Consider the following 24,431-nt stretch of genomic DNA (forward strand, 5'->3'; position numbering starts at 1 on the left):
ATACAGCAGAATATTCTACAACGCAGAAAGAACCTAGCATGGATAAGGGTTCTTATGCTTTTGTATAGTGATACAGCTCACATTTCAATATGATCCCATATTCATTTCCTGAGATGGTTTTTCTAAAAAAATCATTATGTTTCATAGATATAATTAAAAATTATCGCTTATCAGCACATTTTGCACTGGTATTTGACCTGAACAGGGTTTCTCGCTAATTTGGGGATCCGCTGGAAGCTTTCCTGACGGGTCCATGATTCGTCATATTTATGCAGTAAATGAAGACTCCCTCTAAAAACAAGTCATTTACCACTTGTGAGACCGTCACGAGAGGCCGAAGAAGAGAGCGTAATACTAGCCGCTCAACGCCACGGTGCTTTCTCGCAGTAGGTTGTGAGAGTCACACAGAGCCTGGGGAGGTTCACTAATATGTTGTACGATGCATCCCAAGAGAGAGATAACTGTGGTTTCGGACTAATCGCCCATATAGAAGGTGAGCCGAGCCATAAAGTAGTGCGTACTGCCATTCACGCGCTCGCACGCATGCAGCACCGTGGCGCAATCCTTGCTGACGGCAAGACTGGCGACGGCTGCGGTTTATTACTTCAGAAGCCCGATCGTTTCTTTCGCCTGGTGGCAGAAGAGCACGGCTGGCGTTTAGCCAAAAATTACGCCGTTGGCATGATGTTTCTCAATCAGGACGAAGACCTGGCTCGCGCCACGCGTCGGATTGTAGAAGAAGAGTTGCAGAACGAAACGCTGTCCGTACTAGGCTGGCGTGAAGTTCCGACCAACCCGGATGTCCTGGGTGAAATTGCCCTGTCATCTATGCCGCGTATTGAGCAGATTTTCGTTAACGCCCCGGCAGGCTGGCGTCAACGTGATATGGAACGCCGCCTGTTCATGGCGCGTCGCCGTATTGAAAAGCGCATCGAAGACAAAGAGTTCTACGTGTGTAGTTTCTCCAATCTGGTGACGATCTATAAAGGTCTGTGCATGCCAGCGGATCTGCCACGTTTCTACCTCGATCTGGCCGATCTGCGTATGGAATCAGCAATTTGCCTGTTCCACCAGCGCTTCTCAACCAACACCGTACCGCGCTGGCCACTGGCGCAGCCGTTCCGCTATCTGGCGCACAACGGTGAGATCAACACCATTGCCGGTAACCGCCAATGGGCGCGCGCACGTGCTTACAAATTCAAAACCCCGCTGATTCCAGATTTGCAGGATGCCGCGCCGTTCGTTAACGAAACCGGCTCCGACTCCAGCTCGCTGGACAACATGCTGGAACTGTTCCTGAGCGGCGGGATGGATATCATCCGCGCCATGCGCCTGCTGGTTCCGCCAGCCTGGCAGAACAACCCGGATATGGACCCTGAGCTGCGCTCATTCTTCGACTTTAACTCCATGCACATGGAGCCGTGGGATGGCCCAGCCGGTATCGTGATGTCCGACGGGCGCTATGCGGCCTGTAACCTGGATCGTAACGGTCTGCGCCCCGCGCGCTATGTCATCACCAAAGACAAGCTGATCACCTGCGCGTCTGAAGTCGGTATCTGGGATTATCAGCCGGATGAGGTGGTTGAAAAAGGCCGCGTTGGTCCGGGCGAGCTGATGGTGATCGACACCCGTAGCGGCCGCATTCTGCACTCTGCCGAAACCGATAACGATCTGAAAAGTCGCCATCCTTACAAAGAGTGGATGGAGAAAAACGTTAAACGTCTGGTGCCGTTTGAAGAGTTGCCAGACGATCAGGTGGGCAGTCGTGAATTCGACAACGAGCTGCTGGAAACCTACCAGAAACAGTACGGTTACAGCAGCGAAGAGCTGGATCAGGTCATCCGCGTGCTGGGCGAGAACGGTCAGGAAGCCACGGGGTCGATGGGCGATGACACGCCGTTCGCCGTGCTGTCCAGCCGTCCACGCATCATTTATGACTACTTCCGTCAGCAGTTCGCGCAGGTGACCAACCCGCCGATCGATCCGCTGCGTGAAGCGCATGTGATGTCACTGGCGACCAGTATTGGTCGCGAGATGAACGTGTTCTGTGAAGCAGAAGGTCAGGCTCACCGCCTGAGCTTTAAATCACCGATCCTGCTTTACTCCGATTTCACCCAGTTGACGTCGCAGGATGAGCTGCACTATCGCGCCGACACGTTGGATCTGACGTTTGATCCGTCACAGCAAACGCTGCAACAGACCATCGAAAAACTGTGTGACGAAGCCGAGAGCAAGGTCAGAGACGGTGCCGTTCTGCTGGTGCTGTCCGACCGTGGTATTAGCGAATCTCGCCTGCCGGTCCCTGCGCCGATGGCCGTGGGTGCCGTTCAGCGCCGTTTGGTGGAAAAGAGCCTGCGCTGTGATGCCAACATCATTGTCGAAACCGCCAGTGCACGCGACCCGCACCACTTTGCCGTCCTGTTAGGCTTTGGTGCGACGGCTATCTACCCTTACCTCGCCTACGAAACGCTGGCGCGGATGGTGGATAACCACACCATCGACAAACCTTATCGTGCCGTGATGCTGAACTACCGCAACGGCATCAATAAAGGCCTGTACAAGATTATGTCCAAAATGGGCATCTCGACGATTGCGTCTTATCGCTGTTCCAAGCTGTTTGAAGCCGTGGGCCTGCACAAAGATGTCTCGACGGAATGCTTCCTTGGCGTCGTCAGCCGCATCGGCGGGGCAAACTACAGCGACTTCGAGCAAGATTTGTTGAACCTGTCCAAGCGGGCCTGGCTGAAGCGTAAAACACTGGAACAAGGCGGCCTGCTGAAGTTTGTTCACGGCGGCGAATACCATGCCTACAACCCGGATGTCGTCACCACGCTGCAAACCGCAGTAAAAACGGGTGAATACAGCGATTACGAGCAATACGCTAAACTGGTTAACGAGCGCCCAGCGGCAACATTACGTGACCTGCTGGCGTTGAAACCACAAGAAGGCGCGGCTATCGCTATCGACAGCGTTGAACCGGCCACTGAAATGTTTAAACGCTTCGATACCGCAGCCATGTCTATCGGCGCACTTAGCCCCGAAGCGCATGAATCGCTGGCAGAAGCGATGAACGGACTGGGTGGTTTCTCCAACTCCGGTGAGGGGGGTGAAGATCCGGCGCGTTACGGCACCAATAAAGTTTCACGTATCAAGCAGGTTGCTTCTGGCCGCTTTGGTGTCACGCCAGCCTATCTGGTCAACGCCGATGTAATTCAGATTAAAGTGGCACAGGGCGCGAAGCCGGGCGAAGGCGGTCAACTACCGGGTGATAAAGTCACGCCGTACATTGCTCGTCTGCGTTACTCCGTGCCGGGCGTGACGCTGATTTCGCCACCGCCGCACCACGATATTTACTCTATCGAAGATCTGGCGCAGTTAATTTTCGATCTGAAGCAGGTCAACCCGAAAGCGATGATTTCGGTAAAACTGGTGTCCGAACCGGGCGTCGGGACTATCGCCACCGGCGTTGCTAAGGCTTATGCCGACCTGATCACCATCGCCGGCTACGACGGCGGTACCGGTGCCAGCCCGTTGTCCTCAGTGAAATACGCAGGCTGCCCGTGGGAGCTGGGTCTGGTTGAAACACAGCAGGCTCTGGTATCCAACGGACTGCGCCACAAAATCCGCCTTCAGGTGGATGGTGGCCTGAAAACCGGTCTGGATATCGTCAAAGCGGCGATTCTGGGTGCAGAGAGCTTCGGCTTCGGCACCGGGCCGATGGTCGCGCTGGGTTGTAAATACCTGCGTATCTGCCACCTGAATAACTGTGCGACAGGTGTTGCAACGCAGGATGAGAAACTGCGCCGCGATCACTACCACGGCTTGCCTGAGCGTGTGGCCAACTACTTCCACTTCATTGCACATGAAACCCGTGTGCTAATGGCAGAGCTGGGCGTCAGCCGTCTGGTGGATCTGATTGGTCGTACTGACTTGTTGGTTGAACTGGACGGTTTCAGCGCTAAGCAGAACAAACTGGACCTGTCGCCGCTGCTGCACGCCGCACAGCCTCAGCCGGGCAAAGCGCTGTACTGTACTGAAAGCAATCTGTCGTTCGATAAAGGCTTGTTGAACAAAGAGTTGCTGGCACAAGCACAGCCGCACATTGATGCAAAACAGGGCAAAGCGCTCTATTTCGATATCCGTAACACCGACCGCTCCGTCGGCGCGACGCTGTCTGGTGCAATTGCAGAGAAACATGGCGATCAAGGGCTAGCTGGCGATCCGATTAAAGCGCACTTCTCCGGTACGGCAGGACAGAGCTTTGGCGTCTGGAACGCAGGCGGCCTTGAACTGAAATTAACGGGCGATGCCAACGACTACGTGGGCAAAGGTATGGCGGGCGGTAGCATCTCCGTGCGTCCTCCGGTAGGTTCAGCTTTCCGTAGCCACGAAGCCAGCATCATCGGTAACACCTGCCTCTACGGCGCTACCGGCGGTAAGCTGTTTGCCGCAGGCCGCGCTGGTGAGCGTTTCGCCGTGCGTAACTCCGGCTGTATCACCGTGGTAGAAGGTATCGGTGATAACGGCTGTGAATATATGACGGGCGGTATCGTCTGCGTGCTGGGTCGTACTGGCGTGAACTTTGGCGCAGGTATGACGGGTGGGTTCGCCTACGTGCTGGATGAAGACGGCGAATTCCGTAAACGCGTAAACCCAGAGCTGGTAGAAGTGCTGGCTGTTGAAGAGTTGGCTATTCATGAAGAGCATCTGCGTGGCCTGATCACCGAGCATGTGCATCAGACCGGTTCACACCGCGGAGAAGAGATCCTCGCTAACTGGCCGACCTGGGCACCGAAATTTGCTCTGGTGAAACCGAAGTCAAGTGATGTGAAGGCATTGTTGGGTCACCGTAGTCGTTCCGCAGCCGAGCTGCGGGTTCAGGCGCAGTAAGAGGTCATCATGAGTCAGAATGTTTACCAGTTTATCGACTTACAGCGCGTTGATCCGCCCAAGAAACCGCTGAAGATTCGTAAAATTGAATTTGTTGAAATCTACGAGCCGTTCTCAGAAAGCCAGTCCAAAGCACAGGCAGATCGCTGCCTGTCATGCGGAAACCCTTACTGTGAATGGAAGTGTCCGGTACACAACTACATCCCGAACTGGCTGAAGCTCGCGAACGAAGGCCGCATTATCGAAGCGGCTGAGTTATCGCACCAGACTAACAGCCTGCCGGAAGTCTGCGGCCGCGTATGCCCGCAGGATCGTCTGTGCGAAGGGTCTTGCACGCTGAATGATGAGTTCGGTGCGGTCACCATCGGCAACATCGAGCGCTATATCAATGATAAAGCGATAGAGATGGGCTGGAAGCCGAGCGTTGCCAACGTTAAACCGACCGGCAAACGCGTCGCTATCATTGGCGCTGGCCCTGCCGGGCTGGCCTGTGCCGATGTGCTGGCACGCAGTGGCGTACAGGCTGTTGTTTTCGATCGTCACCCTGAGATCGGTGGCCTGCTGACCTTCGGCATCCCCTCTTTCAAGTTAGAAAAAGAGGTAATGGTGAAACGTCGTGAAATCTTCACTGAGATGGGAATCGAATTCCGTCTGAATACCGAAGTTGGTAAAGACGTGCAGATGAAGGCGCTGCTGGACGAGTACGATGCCGTGTTCCTCGGTGTCGGCACCTATCAGTCTATGCGTGGCGGACTGGACAATGAAGACGCTCAGGGTGTCTACGATGCTCTGCCGTTCCTGATCGCCAACACCAAGCAGTTGATGGGCTTTGAAGCCGCAGCGGACGAGCCTTATGTCAGCATGCAAGGTAAACGTGTTGTCGTGCTGGGCGGTGGTGACACCGCGATGGACTGCGTGCGTACCTCGATTCGTCAGGGCTCAACGCACGTTACCTGCGCCTATCGTCGTGATGAAGAGAACATGCCGGGCTCCAAGCGCGAAGTGAAAAACGCGCGTGAAGAAGGTGTCGAGTTCAAATTCAACCTGCAACCGCTGAGCGTAGAGGTCAACGGTGCTGGCAAAGTGTGCGGCGTGAAAATGGCGCGTACCGCGCTGGGCGCACCGGATGCCAACGGGCGTCGTCGTCCTGAAATCGTAGAGGGTTCCGAGCATGTTCTGGAAGCCGATGCGGTCATCATGGCGTTCGGCTTCCGTCCGCACAAAATGGCATGGCTGGCAGAACATGACGTCAAACTGGACGATCAAGGTCGCATTGTCGCACCGGAAAGCTGCGATAACGCCTTCCAAACCAGCAACCCGAAAATTTTTGCGGGCGGCGATGCAGTACGCGGTTCCGATCTGGTGGTTACCGCCATCGCAGAAGGTCGTAAAGCCGCTGACGGCATCATGAACTATCTGGAAGTGTAGAAACACACCGCGTCTCTTGAGGGCAGCGCTGGCTGCCCTTTTCTTTTCCGGCTGTATCTGAAGCGCCTGTCAGCAACCCACTCTTTTTCTTTAGAATTTACACCAAATAAGCTAATAAACCCGTCATCTTTCCACTTCGTTTTAAAGAACTTTTCGTAATAAATCCTTCAGCATCACGATAAAGGCGTACACTTATCTTCGGCATTTACTTGTCTTTATTGAGATTGGATTTCATTAAGGAGTAAATATGACAACCGAAGTGGCACTTGTAACAGGAGCAGGTCAGGGGATCGGCCGCGCTATTGCTCTCAGATTGGCGAAGGACGGGTTTGCCGTCGCCATTGTGGACTATAACCAAGAAACCGCGCGCAGTGTGGCGCAAGAAATCGAAAAATCCGGCGGACAGGCCATCGCATTACAGGCCGACGTCGCAGATCGTGAGGCAGTTTTCACTGCCGTCGCAGAAACCAAAAAACGCTTTGGTGACTTTAATGTCATCGTCAATAACGCCGGTGTTGCCCCCTCAACCTTGATTGAAGATATCACGCCAGAAGTCATCGATCGCGTTTACAACATCAACGTTAAAGGCGTTATCTGGGGTATTCAGGCCGCTCTTGATGCCTTCAAATCTCTGGGGCACGGCGGAAAAATCATCAATGCCTGTTCACAGGCGGGACATGTGGGCAACCCTGAACTCGCCGTCTATAGCTCGAGTAAATTCGCGGTTCGTGGATTAACGCAGACTGCCGCTCGCGATTTAGCGCCACTGGGCATCACGGTCAATGGCTACTGTCCGGGTATCGTAAAAACACCGATGTGGGATGAAATCGATCGGAAGATCTCTGAATCAGCAGGGAAACCACGTGGGTATGCAACGGAAGAGTTTGCCAAACGCATCACGCTGGGTCGTCTGTCAGAACCGGAGGATGTTGCTGCCTGCGTCTCCTATCTGGCCAGCCACGATTCAGACTATATGACAGGACAGTCGTTACTCATTGATGGCGGAATGGTGTTCAATTAACACAACCGACCCACCGTTGCGTGGAGTATGACGGATATAAGAAAGGGCACCGCAAAGGTGCCCTTAGGAACGAATTTATTTAACGACCCGCAACGAGGGCCTGCCACCTTTAGGCGGCTGTGGCGGTTCGTCATCAGAACCTGAGCTATCCTCAAGTGCTTCAGAATCAGGCGAGCTATCGACAATAGACATGACCGTCCCTGAAGCGGGTGCGCCTTCCTGAAAGTCTTCATATTCGCCTGCGCCTTCGTAAGCAGGTTCGGACTCAAACATCGTTCCAGCCCCATTCTCACGCGCATAAATCGCCATTACGGCCGCCATCGGCACATGAACCTGACGCGGTACGCCGCCAAAACGGGCATTGAAACGAACGCTGTCATCAGCTAACTCAAGGCCGCCAACAGCACGCGGTGCGATGTTCAGCACGATCTGGCCGTCACGGGCAAACTCCATCGGCACCATAACATCCGGCAAAGTGACATCGACGACCAGATGAGGCGTTAATTGGTTATCCAGCAACCAATCATAAAAAGCCCGTAATAAATACGGACGACGCGGAGACAGTTGAGACAACGCCATACAGTTTAACCTCGGGTTTGCAAACGCATTTCACGTTCCACTTCCGTCAGGGAAGCCAAGAACGCATCACGCTCAAAGACGCGTGTCATGTAGCCTTTCAGCTCCTTCGCGCCCAACCCACTCAGTTCAATACCTAACTGCGGCAGACGCCACAGCAACGGAGCCAGATAGCAGTCTACCAGACTGAACTCTTCGCTCATGAAATAAGGCGCTTCATTGAACACCGGGGCAATAGCCAACAGCTCTTCACGCAATTGCTTACGCGCCGCATCCGCTTCCTGAGCGCTGCCATGCGTAATTTTCTTCAGTAAAGAATACCAGTCGCTCTCAATGCGATGCATCATCAGGCGGCTGTTACCGCGCGCAACCGGATAGACGGGCATTAACGGCGGATGAGGAAAACGTTCATCCAGATACTCCATGATAATTCGTGATTCATAGAGCGTCAGTTCGCGATCGACCAGCGTCGGCACAGAACCGTAAGGATTGAGGTCAATAAGATCCTGAGGCAGATTATCCATGTCCACCTGTTCAATCTCGACACTCACACCCTTTTCCGCCAATACGATGCGGACCTGATGGCTAAAAATGTCGGATGGACCAGAAAACAGCGTCATTACCGAACGTTTGTTGGCAGCGACAGCCATGAAAACCTCCAAATTTATCGAGAAAATACGGCGAATAGCCGTGCAATGGGTAATCTGCAAACCGCTATTCGAAATTTTGCTCGCCAATGTGTAAACATCACCTGAAAAAACACGTCGTTTCAAACAGCGACGACAGTTGACACACGGGCATAAAATCGGCGAATAGCTTATCAGATTTTGTTCGTTTTGTGGGGAGATAAGCGCAATTTCATCGTTAACATACGGAAAGTAAAGCGTATATTTCGAAGAAATTTATTTTTAGGCATAAAAAACCCGGTGACAAGCACCGGGTTTTTCGCATTGATTTCGCTGCAAAGCAGCCAGAAATTAACGCTTGGAGAACTGAGGACGACGACGTGCTTTACGCAGGCCGACTTTCTTACGTTCAACCTGACGAGCATCACGAGTAACGAAACCTGCTTTACGCAGTTCGCCACGCAGAGACTCATCATACTCCATCAGAGCGCGGGTGATACCGTGACGGATCGCACCAGCCTGACCAGAGATACCACCACCTTTAACGGTGATGTAGAGATCAAATTTACCAACCATGTCGACCAGTTCAAGCGGTTGACGAACTACCATGCGGGCAGTTTCACGACCGAAGTACTGTTCCAGACTACGCTGGTTGATAACGATATTACCGTTGCCCGGTTTGATGAACACGCGAGCGGCGGAGCTTTTGCGGCGACCAGTGCCGTAGTATTGATTTTCAGCCATTGCCTATAATCCCGATTAAATGTCCAGAACTTGCGGTTGCTGTGCCGCGTGATTGTGCTCGGTGCCCGCGTAAACTTTCAGTTTACGGAACATAGCACGACCCAACGGGCCCTTCGGCAGCATGCCTTTAACCGCGATTTCAATCACACGCTCAGGACGGCGGGCAATCATCTCTTCAAAGGTCGCTTGTTTAATACCACCGATGTGACCGGTGTGATGATAATAAATCTTGTCAGTACGCTTGTTGCCAGTTACAGCAACTTTGTCAGCGTTCAGGACGATGATGTAATCACCCGTATCAACGTGCGGGGTGTATTCCGCTTTATGCTTGCCGCGCAGACGACGAGCCAGTTCAGTAGCGAGACGGCCTAAAGTTTTACCGTTCGCATCAACAACGTACCAGTCACGTTTTACGGTCTCTGGTTTAGCTGTAAAAGTTTTCATTAAAAGCTTACCCAATAATTAGTTACACGTTGGTGAACACCCTAACGCTCGAAAACAGTTGAGGCTCACACGACCATCAAGTCCAGCAAACCTACCCCTTCGAATAGCCATTGCCGGCACTATAAAGTTTTTGGGAAAAAAACTTTGTTGTAACGTGGGGTCGCAAGATTATAGAGAAGTCATTCTCAAAAATCGACCTTTTTTCACACGCAAATCAAGAAAAACCACAGCCTGTGTTACGCCAAATGTGGCTGCCGTAAGTACTCTTCGCTTTGCATTTCCTGCAAACGAGATAAACAGCGCTGATATTCAAATTTCAGGTGCTCTCCCTGGTAGATAGCAAACATCGGTGCCTGCGCAGAGATAATGAGCTTAATGCGACGATCGTAACACTCATCCACCAGCGCCAGAAAGCGGCGGGCGGTGTTCTCTTCCTTCGTTTCCATCACCGTCACATTGTGCAACAGCATCGTATGGTAGAGACGCGACAGCGCGATGTAATCATTCTGGCTCCGCGCCTCCGTACACAACGTGTGGAAATCGACCGCCAGCACGCCGTCACTCACGCCAAGCGTCGTTAACGGACGATGATTGATCTCCAGCACCGGTCCCGGCGTTTGCCATTTCTTCCCGGTCAAACGCGTAAACATCTGCTGCATTGCAGTACTCGTTTCTTCATTTAGCGGCGAGAGATAAAGGTGTGCCTGTGTCAGCGTGCGTAGACGATAATCGATACCGGCATCGACATTACGCACTTCACAGTGCTGTTTAATCAACGCAATCGCAGGAAGAAAGCGTGCACGTTGTAATCCATTGCGATAGAGATCGTCTGGTGGGATATTCGACGTCGCCACCAGTGCAATACCACGGGCAAACAGCGCTCGCAGCAGTTCAGCCAGCAGCATCGCATCGGTAATGTCAGAGACGAAAAACTCATCGAAACACAGCACATCCGTTTCGGCTTTGAAGCCATCAGCGACTTTTTCTAGCGGATTTTCCTGCCCCTGAAACTGGTTCAGCTCTTCATGCACACGCAACATAAAGCGATGGAAATGCAGGCGCATCTTGCGCTCGGCGGGCAGGCTATGGAAAAACATATCCATCAGCCAGGTTTTACCACGCCCGACGCCGCCCCACATGTACAGCCCTTGAACCGGGGTAGGCTCACGCTTATCACGTAGCCCCAGCCAGTTACGCCATTTCCCTGCGCGACCGGGGGCTCCCACGCCGTCATCCGTTGCACGTTCGCATAGCGCCTGATGTATTGCCTCCAGACGCGCAACGGTCTGCTGCTGTACCTCGTCCGGTTGATATTCACCAGCGGAAAGCGCCTGCTGGTAAAGCGCCAAGGGGGTTGTTTGCTGCGGTGTTGTCTGTGGAGTAGCCATCGCAATCCCTGAGAAAAAAGTTAGTCGTGTTTTGCTGTGTGTTGCCATCGATTTAAGCCGTAATCGTCGCAGTTAACAACCTTGATGTCTGCGGCAGGTCAACATTCCCCTCAGTCATCGAGTATCAGGATTCCACTCAGGCAAGGTTAACGGTTATAGTGGCTATTATTAAGTGAAAAACCCTACGGGACAACAACGTCAAAATAGGAGCTATTATGACTTGGGAGTACGCGCTGATAGGTTTAGTCGTCGGTATTATTATTGGTGCTGTCGCCATGCGCTTTGGTAACCGTAAGCTGCGGCAACAGCAGGTCTTGCAAAATGAGCTGGAGAAAAGCAAAACCGAACTGGAAGACTATCGTCAGGAATTGGTTGGACACTTTGCCCGCAGTGCGGAACTGTTGGATAACATGGCGGATGACTATCGCCAGCTTTATCAGCACATGGCGAAAAGCTCCAATAACCTGTTACCTAACGTTCCCGGCCAGGATAATCCGTTTAAATACCGTCTGACCGAGTCGGAAGCGGATAACGATCAGGCACCGGTGAACATGCCACCACGCGATTATTCCGATGGTGCGTCAGGCCTGTTGCGGGGCGAACGCCCAATCCGCAAATAGTATCAACTCATATATCCTAAACGTGGGGCATTCTGGCCCCACGCTTTTCTCCTTGTTCTACGCTTATTAAGACACGCACCGCAGGCTGCCATCGCCCGCTCACACATCATGAAAAGCAAGAGTTACAATCTGCTGACGAAACAGCAGTGAACTTTACACATTGATCGCCAGTCTGACTCTTCACCGAGTCTTTAAGTTTATATATCATCGTTTTATTCATCCGCAGGCCGCAAGAGAGTTAATAACAATGAAAAAAACGTCATTATTATTTAGTGCACTGGCAATGAGTATAGGTTTGACCCTGTCCACGCTTCCCGCAGCGAATGCTGCGCTGCCTGCCGTGGTTCAAGGGCAACAGACGCCAAGCCTGGCCCCGATGCTGGAAAAAGTCTTACCAGCCGTCGTCAGCGTGCATGTTGAAGGTACACAGGTACAGCGCCAGCGCGTACCGGAAGAGTTCAAGTTCTTCTTTGGCCCGAACTTCCCAACGGACAAACAAAATTCTCGTCCGTTTGAAGGACTGGGTTCCGGCGTGATTATTGATGCCGCAAAAGGCTACGTGCTCACCAACAATCACGTTATCAATAACGCCGACAAAATCCGCGTCCAGCTTAATGACGGGCGTGAATATGATGCGAAGTTGATCGGTCGTGACGAACAGACCGATATCGCCCTGCTACAGTTGAATGGTGCCAAAAACCTGGTCTCCGTGAAAATGGCAGATTCCGATCAATTGCGCGTCGGTGATTTTGCCGTTGCGGTTGGTAACCCGTTCGGCCTTGGTCAGACGGCAACGTCCGGCATTATTTCCGCACTGGGACGTAGTGGTCTGAATCTTGAAGGGTTAGAAAACTTCATCCAGACCGATGCTTCTATCAACCGCGGCAACTCCGGCGGGGCGCTGGTTAACCTCAACGGCGATCTGATCGGTATTAACACCGCGATCCTGGCTCCGGGCGGCGGGAATATCGGTATCGGTTTCGCCATCCCCAGCAACATGGCCCAGAATCTGGCGCAGCAGTTGGTTGAATTCGGCGAAGTTAAACGCGGGCTACTGGGTATTAAAGGCAGCGAGATGACGTCGGAAATGGCGAAAGCTTTCAACGTCGATGCCCAGCGTGGTGCTTTCGTCAGCGAAGTCTTACCGAAATCTGCCGCGTCCAAAGCAGGTATCAAAGCAGGCGACGTGTTGACTACGCTGGATGGTAAACCGATCAGCAGCTTTGCAGAACTGCGAGCCAAAGTCGGCACCACTGCGCCAGGTAAAACCGTGAAGATCGGCCTGCTGCGTGATGGCAAACTACAGGAAGTGTCCGTCGTGTTGGATAACAGCACATCGGCATCGACTAGTGCCGAAACGCTTTCACCCTCATTACAGGGCGCCTCTCTGACTAACGGTCAACTGAAAGACGGCAGCAAAGGCGTGCAGATTGATAACGTCGCCAAGGACACGCCAGCAGCACAGGTGGGTCTGCAAAAAGGCGATATCATCATCGGCGTAAACCGCGAACGTATTGAAAACATCACGCAACTGCGCAAGTTGCTGGAAGCGAAACCTTCCGTTCTGGCGCTGAATATCGTCCGAGGAGAAGAAACGATCTATCTGCTGCTACGTTAATCGCTCGTCTTTTTTTTACGACAGCCTAACTGGCCAGGGATGCCACGCCATAAAAAATCGGACACCGAATCATGCGGTGTCCGAACTTCTCGTGATATCCTCCTTTTACCTCCCTTTCCACAGTAACTCACGGCCATGCTTGCTAAATTATTACGTTCAGCACTATTTGGTGCCCTTGTCGCCGGAATTATTCTGGCCGTACTGCCGTTTATCGGATCTGGCACGTCGTTTCTGAAAAGCAACGACAGAAATACTGATGGCTCGCCCGTAAGCTACCATCAGGGCGTCAACCGTGCGGCTCCTGCTGTGGTTAATATTTATAATCGGGTTGCCAATACAGAAAAGCCCAATGAAGTCGCTATTCATCCTCTGGGTTCTGGCGTCATCATGAACGACAAAGGGTATATTTTAACTAATAAGCATGTGATTAATAATGTACAGCAGATCCAGATCGAGCTGTCCGATGGCCGGCTGTACGAAGCCCGCGTGATCGGCTCCGATACCCTGACCGACCTGGCGGTGTTGCAAATTGATGGGGTTAATCTGCCTGTCATTCCCATGAATCCAGATCGTATCCCGCACGTCGGCGATGTTGTGATGGCAATCGGCAACCCTTATAACCTGGGGCAAACCGTTACACAGGGCGTTATTAGCGCCACCGGCCGCGTCAGCCTCAGCACTTACGGTCAACAAAGAAGCCAGGTAGGACGCCAAAACCTGCTGCAAACCGATGCGTCCATTAACCACGGAAACTCTGGTGGTGCGCTGGTCAATACGCTCGGTGAACTGGTTGGTATTAATACCCTTTCTTTTGATAAAAGCAGCAATGGCGAAACGCCGGAAGGCATTAGCTTCGCGATCCCTGTGGCATTGGCTACCAAAGTGATGGGCAAGCTCATCCGCGATGGCCGTGTGGTGCGCGGCTATATTGGTATCAACGGCGTACAGCTCGAAAATATTGAGAACAGCACGTTAACCAACAATCGTGGTGCTCAGGGTCGATTGACTGGCATTCTCGTTCAGACTATCGATCCCGGTGGCCCGGCGGATAAAGCGGGTATCCGCATTGAAGATGTCATCGTTAGCGTGAACAATAAGCCCGCGCGCTCGATTATCGAAACCATGGAACAGGTTTCGGAAATCTCCCCCGGCACCGTCATTCCCGTCACGATTGAGCGCGATAACAAACAAATCACGCTACAAATGACGATTCAGGAATTCCCCACCCAATAGTGGTATCCAAGGCTAGTTGATAAAAATATCAGCAGGTAAGCAAGAAACCGGGTGGGGCCCCACCCGGCTGGAAAATATCATTTAAAGAGAAAACGGGTGAAGCGCTTATTCGTGTTCTTTAACGCGTTCGATATTTGCGCCTAGCGCGCGCAGCTTATCTTCGATACGGTCGTAGCCACGATCGATATGATAAATACGATCTACCGTCGTCACACCTTCCGCGATACAACCCGCTAACACCAAGCTGGCCGACGCACGTAAGTCGGTCGCCATAACCTGTGCACCCGACAGCTTATCAACGCCGTGGCAAATCACCGTATTGCTCTCGATCTCCGCCTGTGCGCCCATACGGATAAGCTCAGGCACATGCATGAAGCGGTTTTCGAAGATGGTTTCGGTAATCACACCCGTTCCTTCTGCGACCAGATTCAGCAGGCTGAACTGCGCCTGCATATCGGTAGGGAACCCCGGATGCGGCGACGTGCGAACCGTAACCGCTTTCGGGCGCTTACCGTGCATATCCAGGCTGATCCAGTCTTCGCCGATTTCAATTTCTGCGCCAGCTTCACGCAGCTTCGCCAATACCGCATCCAGCGTATCAGGACGGGTATTGCGACAGATAATCTGACCACGAGATACCGCCGCCGCGACCAGAAATGTCCCGGTTTCAATACGGTCAGGCACCACGCGATACACACCGCCGCCCAGACGCGCGACGCCTTCGATGGTGATTTTATCGCTGCCTGCACCGCTAATTTTCGCACCCAGCGTATTCAGGAAGTTTGCCGTATCGACAATTTCCGGCTCACGCGCCGCGTTCTCAATAATCGTGGTGCCTTCCGCCAGCGTTGCCGCACTCATGATAGTTACCGTGGCACCGACGCTCACTTTGTCCATCACGATGTGCGCACCTTTCAGACGGCCATCAACCGTGGCTTTCACATAGCCTTCTTCCAGAACGATCTGCGCACCAAGCTGCTCAAGGCCATAAATATGCAAATCTACCGGACGCGCACCAATCGCGCAGCCACCGGGCAGCGATACTTGTCCTTGCCCAAAACGCGCCACCAGCGGCCCTAAAGCCCAGATAGAAGCACGCATGGTTTTCACCAGATCGTACGGCGCGCAGAACACGTTCACCTCACTGGCATCCACATGAACGGAACCATTGCGTTCAACGCGCGCGCCCAACTGACCAAGCAGTTTCATGGTGGTGTCGATGTCGCGCAGTTTCGGTACGTTCTGAATCTCTACCGGTTCTTCTGCAAGTAGCGCAGCGAATAAGATGGGCAACGCAGCATTCTTGGCGCCGGAAATGGTCACTTCCCCCGCTAGGCGGGTTGGCCCCTGAACACGAAATTTATCCATAGTCGTTGTATCTCAATGTCTTAATTCAATATTTCGTCACACTGATATCGGCGTTCTCTCCCCGCTCGCTCGGGGAATACTTAGAAGCCGTTCAGTTTACGGTCGCGTTGCCACTCTTCCGGCGTATAGGCCTTGATCGACAATGCATGAATACGGCCATCCGCGATGCACTCCGCCAGCGGCGCATAAACAGCCTGCTGTTTTTTGACTCGGCTCATTCCAGCAAAAAGTCCGCCCACCGCGATGACTTGAAAATGGCTGCCATCGCCAGAAACATGAACTTCTTCCAGTGCTAATGCGCTCATCAGCACATCTTTAATTTCGTTATTTTCCATCGCTCTCTATTTCTATGTCAGGGGGGAGTGATTTACAGGGAGGTATCTTAGATGAATATGGCGCTATCTTAAACAAGGAATGCGCCGATGCCTGAAGGAGAAATGAGGCATCGGCGAGACAGTTTAAGACACAGGAATGATTTCATTCAGATTATAGAGCGCAATGAGCGTTTTTAGCCGATCGCTGGCACCGACAATCGTGATCTCATCGCCTGAAGACGGCTGCTGGTAAACGTGCATCAGCAATGCCAACCCGGCAGAATCGACACGGTTTAAACCAGACACATCCAGCGTAGTTTTCTCCGCAAGCAACGATTCACGCTGCTGCCAGAACGGTAACAGCGTTTCACGATCGAGATCGCCGATTAATGCCAGCGTTGATTCCTGCGCCTGCCAGTTCAATGCGTTCGCCATATTCGTACCCAAATTACTTTTTCTGATCCAACGTGATGGTCTGCTTCGCCGAGGATTCTAGCTGTTGAGTCAGGCCATCAACGCCTTTTTGACGCAGTATTGCCGCCCACTCGTTTTGCTTAGTGGTGATCATGCTGACACCTTCGGCAATCATGTCATACGCCTGCCAGTTACCGGTTTTACTGTTCTTACGCCATTGGAAATCCAGACGTATCGGAGGACGGCCGCCGTTATCAACGATAGTGACGCGAATGGAAACGATATCAGCATTACCCAGTGGCTGTTCAGGGGCGATTTGATAGTTCTGCCCGTTATACATCGCCAGAGCCTGACCGTAAGCCTGCTCCAGATAGGCTTCAAACGCTTTGAAATAGGCATCACGCTGTGCCGGCGTCGAATCTTTGTAGTAACGACCGAGAACTAGCGCACCGGCGTATCTTACCTGCACATACGGCAACAGCTCTTCGCGCACGACGGTACGCAAATAGTCAGGATTTTGCTTGATTTTCGGCTGATCGTTCTTCAAACGATCAAACGTTTTTGCTGCCGTTTCGTTCATTAAACGATAAGGGTTCGTTTGATCCGCCGCGTTGGCTAATGGCGCAACCACCAGTAAAGCCACCATCAGTAAGCGTTTAAACATGCAGATATCCTCTTATGGATGTGAAGGAACAGGTTCGTTGCTGTGCTCAGGGTTTGCCGCAGGATCGGCACCCGGCTCCGTACCCGATTGACCGGCATTATCCTCGCTATTGCCGCCGCTCTTATATAGGAATTGGCCGATGAGATCTTCAAGCACCATGGCAGACTTGGTATCCTGAATCACACCACCGTCCTTCAGGATCGTCGTGCCCATCTCTTCATCTTCAAACCCCATGTTCAGTGCCAGATACTGTTCGCCCAGCAAGCCAGAGGTACGAATAGCCAGAGAACTGGTATCGGGAATATGATCGTAGCGCTGCTGAATATCCATCGCCACGCGTGGCAAATACGTTTTCTCATCCAGCGAGATATCCGCTACGCGACCAATAACCACACCGCCAATTCTGATCGGAGAACGCGCTTTCAACCCGCCAATGTTGTCAAACGTCGCGTACAGGCGATACGTTGGCTCACTGCCGATCGATTTGAGATCGGCCACTTTCAGACATAAAAAGAGAATGCCAGCCAGCGCGATCAACATAAACACACCAACCCAAACTTCAGTTTTCTTTGTTTGCATCGACTCAGTTCCCAAACATCAGTGCTGTCAGCACAAAATCCAATCCCAGTACCGCTAACGACGAGTGCACGACGGTTCGCGTCGTTGCACGGCTGATCCCCTCAGACGTCGGGATCGCGTCATAGCCGTTAAACAGTGCAATCCAGGTCACGGTAATCGCAAATACGATACTTTTAATCACGCAGTTCAGCACATCCTGACGCCAGTCAACCGCGCCCTGCATGGCAGACCAGAAGAACCCGCTGTCGATACCTTTCCAGTCCACACCGACCAACGCGCCCCCCCAGATCCCCACGGCGACAAAAATCACCGCCAACAGCGGCATGCTAATTAACCCCGCCCAAAAGCGCGGTGCGACAACGCGGCGCAGCGGATCGACCGCCATCATCTCCATGCTGGAGAGCTGCTCGGTTGCCTTCATCAGCCCGATTTCCGCCGTCAGCGCGGAACCCGCACGCCCGGCGAACAGCAGCGCCGTCACCACCGGGCCAAGTTCACGCAGCAACGACAGCGCCACCATCATGCCCAAACTGGCTTCAGCGCTGTACGTCGTCAGGATGATATAGCCCTGTAACCCCAGCACCATACCGATAAACAGACCGGAAACCATGATGATAAGCAGTGATTGCACGCCAACGCTGTAAAGTTGTTTCACCAACAGCGGCCACTGTTTTCTGAATTCGGGCTTACCCACTAGCGCATTAAACAGCATCAGCCCAGCGCGCCCAAACGCAGCACTGGCGAAGATCCCCTGACGCCCTAGCGACGCCAACGTCCGTAATAACATGACTGCGTTAACCCCCTGAACCTAGCAGCGACGTTTTATAGTCACCGGCAGGAAAACGGAAAGGCACTGGCCCGTCGGCGATGCCATCCAGGAACTGACGGACCTGCGGGTCATCGTTCGCCCTCAGTTGATCCGCAGTCCCTTCTGCTATCACCCGTTTGTCGGCCACGATATAGGCGTAATCGGCGATGCTCATCACCTCCGGTACATCGTGAGAAACGACAACGCAGGTCACGCCCAATGCATGGTTTAACTCATCGATGAGCTTCACCAGCGTCCCCAATGTGATCGGATCCTGCCCGACAAAAGGCTCATCAAACATAATCATCTGCGGGTCGAGCGCAATGGCTCGCGCCAGTGCGGCACGCCGCGCCATGCCGCCAGAAAGCTCCGCTGGCATCAGTTCGGCAGCCCCACGCAACCCTACCGCTTCCAGCTTCATCATGACGATGCTACGCAGTAAGGATTCCGGCAGTTGGGTATGCTCACGCAGCGGCCAGGCGACATTATCAAACACGTTCAAATCGGTGAATAACGCCCCAGACTGAAACAACATGCTCATTTTCTTGCGCGCGTTGTACAGTTCGCTACGCGACAGCGCCGGGATATTCTCGCCATCAAACCAGATTTCACCGCTGTCCGGCGATAGTTGCCCGCCGATCAAACGCAGCAACGTGGTTTTACCGATACCAGAAGGCCCCATGATTGCAGTAACTTTGCCTTTAGGGACATTAAGTGTGATGTCCGTGAAAATCTCTCGCTCTCCGCGCCGAAAGCTAAGACCACGGATCTCGACCAGATTAGTTGCCTCATGGTTCATTATTTCCATTCCTTACCAATCAGTACGCATATAGAGGTCTTTCACTCCAGCCTAACGGCTGGCTTTAATCAGAGTGAGAGTTTTACAAAAACTTACCGTAAGTTCTTGTCCAAAATGGCGGCATAAACCGTTACCTGATTTTACTTATCGCGACAGGTTTTACTTTTTCGCCAAGCGCCGTCAGAATTAGCACTCATCACAGAAAAATGCTTTTTGTGCGAAAATCGTCCAGAAATACTGACTTATTCGACAACAAGCCAGTGATTATACACTAAATAATTCGAGTTGCAGGAAGGCGGCGGCGCAGTGGGTCTCCAGAAACTTACCCCAGCCAACGCACATACAGCTTGAAGTATGATGGGTATATATCCTATTAAAGGACGCTGCATGCTTTTTGCAACACTACTCTTGTTCGTTGGTTTGCTACTGCTGGTTTACGGTGCCGATCGTCTTGTCTATGGCGCGGCTGTGCTTGCGCGTTCTCTCGGCTTACCGCCTTTCGTCATCGGCATCACCATTGTTGGCTTCGGCACTTCGCTACCTGAGCTGATCGTTTCTGTTACCGCAGCCTTAAACGATCAGAACGACATGGCCGTCGGTAATGTGATTGGCTCCAATATCACCAATATCTTACTCATTCTTGGCAGCGCAGCGCTCATTCGCCCACTAACCGTACATTCGGCCCTGTTGCGCCGGGAATTGCCGCTCATGGTGTCCGTCACTTTATTGTGTGGCGTTTTACTGCATGATAGCTATCTGAGCCGTGCCGACGGCATGATGCTGCTCTTTGCCGCTATTCTGTGTCTGGCGTTAATACTGCGTATGGCACGACAGGCGCAGCGGGAAGGCGGCGACAGCCTGACTCGTGAACAGTTGGCAGAGCTCCCGCAAGACGACAGCAACCAGATGGCTGCCGTGCTGTGGCTGATCCTCGGTATGATTATTTTACCCATGGCCGCCCGTATGGTAGTGGATAACGCGACCGTCATTGCGCGCTACTTCGATGTCAGCGAATTGACCATCGGGCTGACCATATTAGCGATCGGCACCAGCCTGCCTGAACTCGCTACGGCCATCGTCGGAACATTGAAAAAAGAAGATGATATCGCGCTGGGCAATCTGATTGGCTCGAACATTTTTAATATTGCGATTGTACTCGGCATACCCGCACTACTCTCGCCGGGCGCGCTGAATCCTCAAGTTTTTCAGCGCGACTACTGGGTCATGCTGGCGGCAAGCGTGCTGTTAACTGCACTGTGCCTCAGCAAAAAACGCCGTATAGGACAGGGCGCTGGCGTATTATTATGCTGCGCGTTTATCGCCTACCTTACGGTGTTGTTCTGTTTTTCATAATTACGCTGTTCCGTTTTTAACCATAATCAGGACTATTGGTATGTCACAGTTTGAACAAGACGCTCACCTAAAACAGCAGTCTGACCGTGCACTATCCGAACATAGACTACAACCCGATTTCGATTTCCAGCAGGCGGGCAAGCAGGTACTGAGTATCGAACGCGATGGGCTTGCGCAATTAGATCAGTATATTGACGACAATTTTACCCTCGCCTGCAAAAAGATCTTTCACTGCCAGGGCAAAGTGGTGGTGATGGGAATGGGCAAATCCGGTCACATCGGTTGCAAGATTGCCGCAACCTTCGCCAGCACGGGTACACCTGCTTTTTTCGTTCATCCGGGCGAAGCCAGCCACGGTGACCTCGGCATGGTGACGCCGCACGATATCGTGATCGCGATTTCCAATTCTGGCGAATCCCATGAAATCCTGTCGCTGATCCCTGTTCTGAAACGCCAGAAAGTGTTCCTGATCTGCATGACCAGCGCACCAGAAAGTACGATGGGTAAAGCGGCGGATATACACCTGTGCGTCCACGTTCCGCAGGAAGCCTGCCCGCTCGGTCTGGCCCCCACCACCAGCACCACCGCAACACTGGTCATGGGCGACGCACTCGCCGTGGCTTTGCTACAGGCGCGCGGTTTTACTGCCGAAGATTTCGCCCTATCTCACCCCGGTGGCGCACTTGGCCGCAAACTTTTACTGCGTATCAGCGATATCATGCATTCGGGCGACGAGATCCCCCATGTCTCACACGATGCCTCACTGCGTGATGCGCTGGTGGAAATTACGCGCAAAAATCTGGGTATGACGGTAATCTGCGAAGCGGATATGAAAATTCAGGGTATCTTTACCGATGGTGACCTGCGCCGCATCTTCGACATGAATATTGACTTGAACAGCGCGCGCATTGCTGATGTGATGACCGCGGGCGGCATCCGGGTCGCGCCGAACATGCTGGCGGTAGATGCACTTAACCTGATGCAGTCGCGCCACATCACCTCAGTGCTGGTGGCAGAAAACGATCGTCTGGTCGGTATTGTTCATATGCACGATATGTTGCGGGCTGGCGTGGTTTAAAAAGAAAGGATAATTGTGAATGAGTGAAACCAGGGCGCAAACCGATACCTGTTATGGGCCTGTCGATCAACAGGTACTGGATAAAGCCCGTGAAGTTCGCCTGTTAATCTGCGACGTTGACGGCGTGATGTCCGATGGTCTGATTTACATGGGTAACCACGGCGAAGAGCTGAAAGCGTTTAACGTCCGTGACGGTTATGGCATTCGCTGCCTGCTGACATCTGGTATTGAGGTTGCCATCATTACCGGGCGTTCCGCAAAGCTGCTGGTCGATCGGTGTAAAACGCTGGGCATTAACCACCTTTATCAGGGGCAATCAGATAAGGTTTTGGCCTTCAACGATCTGTTGGATAAACTATCGGTAACAGCGGATCAGGTGGCATACATCGGTGACGATATGATCGACTGGCCAGTAATGGCACAGGTTGGTCTGAGCGTTGCTGTAGCAGACGCACACCCATTACTGTTACCGCGTGCGGATTATGTCACTCGCATTGCGGGTGGCCGTGGTGCCGTACGTGAACTGTGTGATTTGATTCTGTTCTCGCAGAATAAGCTGGAGCATGCCAAAGGGTTGTCAATATGAGTAACACCAAGCGTTGGCTGACCGCTTTTCTGGCCCTGTTGGTGCTTGTCCTCATCGGCTGGAATATTGCGGATGACGACACCGTACCGGCACCGAATGCAAATGATCCTACAGTGCCAGTCTATACCAGCGAAAAGACCAACACTCAGGTATACAGCCCTGCGGGTAAACTGAGCTACAGACTCATTTCGGAAAAAGCGGAGTATTTCAACGACGAGCAATTGAGTTGGTTTACGACCCCCGTTGCCACGCTGTTTAATGAACAGGGCATTGCAACCTGGTCAGTACGCGCCGATCGCGCCAAGCTGACAAAAGACAAGATGCTCTATCTGTACGGCCACGTTGAGGTGAATAGCCTGACGAAGGACGCGCAGCTTCAGCGCATCACAACGAATAATGCCCAGGTGAATCTGGTAACGCAGGACGTCTCCTCCGATGATGAAGTCACCCTGTACGGCACCAGCTTTACCTCAAGCGGAATGAAAATGCGCGGAAATCTGCGTAATAAAACGGCCGAGTTGATCGAAAAGGTAAAAACCTCTTATGAAATCCAAAACCAATAATCTGATGCGTAACACCCTGATCGCCAGCTCGCTGTTCGCCGTCAGCGTTTCCGCCTTTGCCGTCACGGGCGATAGCAACCAACCGATTCGCATTGATTCAGCACAGCAATCTCTGGACATGCAGGGCAACACCGTGACGTTCACGGGCAATGTTGTCGTGAAGCAAGGGACGATTGAAGTGAAAGCCGACAAGGTTGTCGTGACGCGCCCACAGGGCACGCAAGGCAGCGAAGTAGTGGAAGGTTACGGTAACCCTGTGACGTTCTACCAGATGCAGGACAACGGCAAACCAGTAAAAGGCCACGCGCAAAAAATCCGTTACGAGCTGGCTACTGATTTTCTGGTACTGACAGGCAATGCCTATCTGGAACAGCAGGACAGCAATGTAAAAGGCGATCGCATCACCTATCTGGTGAAACAGCAGCAGATGGAAGCGACCAGCGATAAAGGAAAACGCGTGACGACGGTGTTAGTCCCCTCTCAGCTTCAGGAGAAAGAGAAAAAGAGCCAGCCTTCTCGTTCTCAACAATCGCAACCACGGGTCACTGAATAAGTTATGGCAACATTAACCGCAGAAAATCTGGCCAAGGCGTACAAAGGCCGTAAGGTCGTGGAAAACGTCAGCCTCACCGTCAATTCCGGTGAAATCGTCGGCCTACTAGGGCCGAACGGGGCGGGGAAGACCACCACGTTCTACATGGTCGTGGGCATCGTCCCGCGCGATGAAGGGCGCATCGTCATTGACGACGACGACATCAGCCTGCTCCCCCTGCACGAACGTGCCTTGCGCGGCATCGGCTATCTGCCGCAGGAAGCCTCTATTTTCCGTCGCTTAAGCGTCTATGACAACCTGATGGCGGTATTGCAGATCCGTAAAGATCTGACCACAGAACAGCAGGAAGATCGTGCCAATGAACTAATGGAAGAATTCCATATTATTCATTTGCGCGATAGTCTGGGACAATCGCTGTCCGGCGGGGAAAGACGCCGCGTAGAAATTGCGCGAGCGCTGGCAGCAAATCCCAAATTCATTCTGCTGGATGAACCGTTTGCGGGCGTAGACCCGATCTCCGTACTGGATATTAAAAAAATCATTGAGCATCTGCGTGACAGCGGGCTTGGCGTGTTGATTACCGATCATAACGTCCGCGAAACGCTTGATGTCTGTGAACGAGCCTACATTGTGAGTCAGGGCAACCTGATCGCCCACGGTTCACCGACCGATATTCTGGCCGATGAACAGGTGAAGCGCGTCTATCTGGGCGAAGGCTTCCGACTCTGATAGGGTAATATTTTCTCTTTGCAGTACTTATGGGA

At 52.6% G+C, this 24,431-nt stretch carries 24 protein-coding genes; 12 read left to right on the plus strand and 12 right to left on the minus strand.

Translation table 11 applies throughout. The annotated features are described in order from the left end of the window. Positions 1–429: 429 nt before the first annotated feature. The 3 genes from gltB (at position 430) to A8F97_RS16860 (ending at position 7,339) form a co-directional block, all read left to right on the plus strand. Positions 430–4,890 carry a glutamate synthase large subunit gene (gltB, locus tag A8F97_RS16850; protein WP_014698517.1) on the plus strand — a complete coding sequence of 1,487 codons (4,461 nt, stop codon included), beginning with the start codon at positions 430–432 and terminating at the stop codon, positions 4,888–4,890. Positions 4,891–4,899: 9 nt separating this feature from the next. Next, on the plus strand, positions 4,900–6,318 hold the full coding sequence (locus A8F97_RS16855; protein WP_012822109.1) for a glutamate synthase small subunit: 1,419 nt from the start codon (positions 4,900–4,902) through the stop codon (positions 6,316–6,318). A 247-nt stretch (positions 6,319–6,565) separates the two neighbouring features. Continuing rightward, entirely contained in the window at positions 6,566–7,339 is a 774-nt protein-coding gene (locus A8F97_RS16860; RefSeq protein WP_012822108.1) for a (S)-acetoin forming diacetyl reductase, read from the plus strand. Between the two features lie 75 nt (positions 7,340–7,414). On the opposite strand, the gene sspB is transcribed toward A8F97_RS16860, so the two are convergent. The 5 genes from sspB to zapE form a co-directional block, all read right to left on the minus strand. Next, on the minus strand, positions 7,415–7,918 hold the full coding sequence (gene sspB, locus A8F97_RS16865) for a ClpXP protease specificity-enhancing factor (RefSeq protein WP_012822107.1): 504 nt from the start codon (positions 7,916–7,918) through the stop codon (positions 7,415–7,417). 5 nt (positions 7,919–7,923) lie between these two features. Beyond that, entirely contained in the window at positions 7,924–8,565 is a 642-nt protein-coding gene (gene sspA / locus A8F97_RS16870; RefSeq protein ID WP_012822106.1) for a stringent starvation protein SspA, read from the minus strand. A 327-nt stretch (positions 8,566–8,892) separates the two neighbouring features. Further along, on the minus strand, positions 8,893–9,285 hold the full coding sequence (gene rpsI / locus A8F97_RS16875; RefSeq protein WP_005975490.1) for a 30S ribosomal protein S9: 393 nt from the start codon (positions 9,283–9,285) through the stop codon (positions 8,893–8,895). A gap of 15 nt (positions 9,286–9,300) precedes the next feature. Further along, complete coding sequence (gene rplM, locus A8F97_RS16880; RefSeq protein ID WP_005975488.1) at positions 9,301–9,729, minus strand: 50S ribosomal protein L13; 429 nt, start codon at positions 9,727–9,729, stop codon at positions 9,301–9,303. A gap of 236 nt (positions 9,730–9,965) precedes the next feature. Then, complete coding sequence (zapE, locus tag A8F97_RS16885) at positions 9,966–11,117, minus strand: cell division protein ZapE (protein ID WP_012822105.1); 1,152 nt, start codon at positions 11,115–11,117, stop codon at positions 9,966–9,968. 215 nt (positions 11,118–11,332) lie between these two features. Between zapE and zapG the strand changes: the two genes are divergently transcribed. From zapG to degS, 3 genes are all read left to right on the plus strand, one after another. Beyond that, a complete protein-coding gene (zapG, locus tag A8F97_RS16890) occupies positions 11,333–11,737 on the plus strand; it encodes a Z-ring associated protein ZapG (RefSeq protein ID WP_005975485.1) in 405 nt (134 codons plus the stop codon). Between the two features lie 247 nt (positions 11,738–11,984). Next, a complete protein-coding gene (gene degQ / locus A8F97_RS16895) occupies positions 11,985–13,355 on the plus strand; it encodes a serine endoprotease DegQ (protein WP_012822104.1) in 1,371 nt (456 codons plus the stop codon). Between the two features lie 135 nt (positions 13,356–13,490). After that, a complete protein-coding gene (gene degS, locus A8F97_RS16900) occupies positions 13,491–14,588 on the plus strand; it encodes an outer membrane-stress sensor serine endopeptidase DegS (protein ID WP_012822103.1) in 1,098 nt (365 codons plus the stop codon). Between the two features lie 105 nt (positions 14,589–14,693). Here the strand turns inward: degS and murA are convergent, their stop codons facing one another. The 7 genes from murA to mlaF all read right to left on the minus strand — a co-directional run bounded on the left by murA (position 14,694) and on the right by mlaF (position 19,534). Next, positions 14,694–15,956 carry a UDP-N-acetylglucosamine 1-carboxyvinyltransferase gene (murA, locus tag A8F97_RS16905; RefSeq protein ID WP_012822102.1) on the minus strand — a complete coding sequence of 421 codons (1,263 nt, stop codon included), beginning with the start codon at positions 15,954–15,956 and terminating at the stop codon, positions 14,694–14,696. Positions 15,957–16,036: 80 nt separating this feature from the next. Continuing rightward, positions 16,037–16,291, minus strand: a complete 255-nt coding sequence (gene ibaG / locus A8F97_RS16910) for a BolA family iron metabolism protein IbaG (protein WP_033072306.1) — start codon at positions 16,289–16,291, stop codon at positions 16,037–16,039. 123 nt (positions 16,292–16,414) lie between these two features. Further along, positions 16,415–16,705, minus strand: a complete 291-nt coding sequence (mlaB, locus tag A8F97_RS16915; protein ID WP_033072307.1) for a lipid asymmetry maintenance protein MlaB — start codon at positions 16,703–16,705, stop codon at positions 16,415–16,417. A gap of 13 nt (positions 16,706–16,718) precedes the next feature. Next, positions 16,719–17,348, minus strand: a complete 630-nt coding sequence (gene mlaC, locus A8F97_RS16920; protein WP_012822099.1) for a phospholipid-binding protein MlaC — start codon at positions 17,346–17,348, stop codon at positions 16,719–16,721. 12 nt (positions 17,349–17,360) lie between these two features. Continuing rightward, positions 17,361–17,927 carry an outer membrane lipid asymmetry maintenance protein MlaD gene (gene mlaD / locus A8F97_RS16925; protein WP_012822098.1) on the minus strand — a complete coding sequence of 189 codons (567 nt, stop codon included), beginning with the start codon at positions 17,925–17,927 and terminating at the stop codon, positions 17,361–17,363. 4 nt (positions 17,928–17,931) lie between these two features. Continuing rightward, positions 17,932–18,714 (minus strand): lipid asymmetry maintenance ABC transporter permease subunit MlaE, encoded by a 783-nt coding sequence (mlaE, locus tag A8F97_RS16930; RefSeq protein WP_014698515.1) that lies wholly within the window; start codon positions 18,712–18,714, stop codon positions 17,932–17,934. A 7-nt stretch (positions 18,715–18,721) separates the two neighbouring features. Next, complete coding sequence (gene mlaF / locus A8F97_RS16935) at positions 18,722–19,534, minus strand: phospholipid ABC transporter ATP-binding protein MlaF (RefSeq protein ID WP_012822096.1); 813 nt, start codon at positions 19,532–19,534, stop codon at positions 18,722–18,724. Between the two features lie 387 nt (positions 19,535–19,921). On the opposite strand from mlaF, the gene A8F97_RS16940 reads away from it, so the two are divergent. Genes A8F97_RS16940 through lptB form a run of 6 tightly spaced genes read left to right on the plus strand, consistent with a single transcriptional unit; the run spans position 19,922 to position 24,396 of the window. Continuing rightward, positions 19,922–20,887 (plus strand): calcium/sodium antiporter, encoded by a 966-nt coding sequence (locus tag A8F97_RS16940; RefSeq protein ID WP_012822095.1) that lies wholly within the window; start codon positions 19,922–19,924, stop codon positions 20,885–20,887. 40 nt (positions 20,888–20,927) lie between these two features. Further along, positions 20,928–21,965 carry an arabinose-5-phosphate isomerase KdsD gene (kdsD, locus tag A8F97_RS16945; protein ID WP_033072308.1) on the plus strand — a complete coding sequence of 346 codons (1,038 nt, stop codon included), beginning with the start codon at positions 20,928–20,930 and terminating at the stop codon, positions 21,963–21,965. 19 nt (positions 21,966–21,984) lie between these two features. Further along, on the plus strand, positions 21,985–22,551 hold the full coding sequence (kdsC, locus tag A8F97_RS16950) for a 3-deoxy-manno-octulosonate-8-phosphatase KdsC (protein ID WP_012822093.1): 567 nt from the start codon (positions 21,985–21,987) through the stop codon (positions 22,549–22,551). Continuing rightward, positions 22,548–23,114, plus strand: coding sequence for an LPS export ABC transporter periplasmic protein LptC (gene lptC / locus A8F97_RS16955; RefSeq protein WP_012822092.1), 567 nt, complete (start codon positions 22,548–22,550; stop codon positions 23,112–23,114). Before kdsC ends, lptC begins: the two co-directional genes overlap by 4 nt. Next, positions 23,095–23,667: a lipopolysaccharide ABC transporter substrate-binding protein LptA gene (gene lptA, locus A8F97_RS16960; RefSeq protein WP_012822091.1), complete on the plus strand. Its 573-nt coding sequence runs from the start codon at positions 23,095–23,097 to the stop codon at positions 23,665–23,667. Before lptC ends, lptA begins: the two co-directional genes overlap by 20 nt. A 3-nt stretch (positions 23,668–23,670) precedes the next feature. Further along, a complete protein-coding gene (lptB, locus tag A8F97_RS16965) occupies positions 23,671–24,396 on the plus strand; it encodes an LPS export ABC transporter ATP-binding protein (protein WP_010296638.1) in 726 nt (241 codons plus the stop codon). The last annotated feature ends 35 nt before the right edge of the window (positions 24,397–24,431 follow it).

Source organism: Pectobacterium parmentieri (assembly GCF_001742145.1).
GTDB lineage: Bacteria > Pseudomonadota > Gammaproteobacteria > Enterobacterales > Enterobacteriaceae > Pectobacterium > Pectobacterium parmentieri.

Coding starts and splice junctions, on each gene's coding strand:
- gltB (WP_014698517.1), top strand. CDS start 430: ATGTTGTACGATGCATCCCAAGAGAGAGATAACTGTGGTTTCGGACTA.
- A8F97_RS16855 (WP_012822109.1), top strand. CDS start 4,900: ATGAGTCAGAATGTTTACCAGTTTATCGACTTACAGCGCGTTGATCCG.
- A8F97_RS16860 (WP_012822108.1), top strand. CDS start 6,566: ATGACAACCGAAGTGGCACTTGTAACAGGAGCAGGTCAGGGGATCGGC.
- sspB (WP_012822107.1), bottom strand. CDS start 7,918: ATGGCGTTGTCTCAACTGTCTCCGCGTCGTCCGTATTTATTACGGGCT.
- sspA (WP_012822106.1), bottom strand. CDS start 8,565: ATGGCTGTCGCTGCCAACAAACGTTCGGTAATGACGCTGTTTTCTGGT.
- rpsI (WP_005975490.1), bottom strand. CDS start 9,285: ATGGCTGAAAATCAATACTACGGCACTGGTCGCCGCAAAAGCTCCGCC.
- rplM (WP_005975488.1), bottom strand. CDS start 9,729: ATGAAAACTTTTACAGCTAAACCAGAGACCGTAAAACGTGACTGGTAC.
- zapE (WP_012822105.1), bottom strand. CDS start 11,117: ATGGCTACTCCACAGACAACACCGCAGCAAACAACCCCCTTGGCGCTT.
- zapG (WP_005975485.1), top strand. CDS start 11,333: ATGACTTGGGAGTACGCGCTGATAGGTTTAGTCGTCGGTATTATTATT.
- degQ (WP_012822104.1), top strand. CDS start 11,985: ATGAAAAAAACGTCATTATTATTTAGTGCACTGGCAATGAGTATAGGT.
- degS (WP_012822103.1), top strand. CDS start 13,491: ATGCTTGCTAAATTATTACGTTCAGCACTATTTGGTGCCCTTGTCGCC.
- murA (WP_012822102.1), bottom strand. CDS start 15,956: ATGGATAAATTTCGTGTTCAGGGGCCAACCCGCCTAGCGGGGGAAGTG.
- ibaG (WP_033072306.1), bottom strand. CDS start 16,291: ATGGAAAATAACGAAATTAAAGATGTGCTGATGAGCGCATTAGCACTG.
- mlaB (WP_033072307.1), bottom strand. CDS start 16,705: ATGGCGAACGCATTGAACTGGCAGGCGCAGGAATCAACGCTGGCATTA.
- mlaC (WP_012822099.1), bottom strand. CDS start 17,348: ATGTTTAAACGCTTACTGATGGTGGCTTTACTGGTGGTTGCGCCATTA.
- mlaD (WP_012822098.1), bottom strand. CDS start 17,927: ATGCAAACAAAGAAAACTGAAGTTTGGGTTGGTGTGTTTATGTTGATC.
- mlaE (WP_014698515.1), bottom strand. CDS start 18,714: ATGTTATTACGGACGTTGGCGTCGCTAGGGCGTCAGGGGATCTTCGCC.
- mlaF (WP_012822096.1), bottom strand. CDS start 19,534: ATGAACCATGAGGCAACTAATCTGGTCGAGATCCGTGGTCTTAGCTTT.
- A8F97_RS16940 (WP_012822095.1), top strand. CDS start 19,922: ATGCTTTTTGCAACACTACTCTTGTTCGTTGGTTTGCTACTGCTGGTT.
- kdsD (WP_033072308.1), top strand. CDS start 20,928: ATGTCACAGTTTGAACAAGACGCTCACCTAAAACAGCAGTCTGACCGT.
- kdsC (WP_012822093.1), top strand. CDS start 21,985: ATGAGTGAAACCAGGGCGCAAACCGATACCTGTTATGGGCCTGTCGAT.
- lptC (WP_012822092.1), top strand. CDS start 22,548: ATGAGTAACACCAAGCGTTGGCTGACCGCTTTTCTGGCCCTGTTGGTG.
- lptA (WP_012822091.1), top strand. CDS start 23,095: ATGAAATCCAAAACCAATAATCTGATGCGTAACACCCTGATCGCCAGC.
- lptB (WP_010296638.1), top strand. CDS start 23,671: ATGGCAACATTAACCGCAGAAAATCTGGCCAAGGCGTACAAAGGCCGT.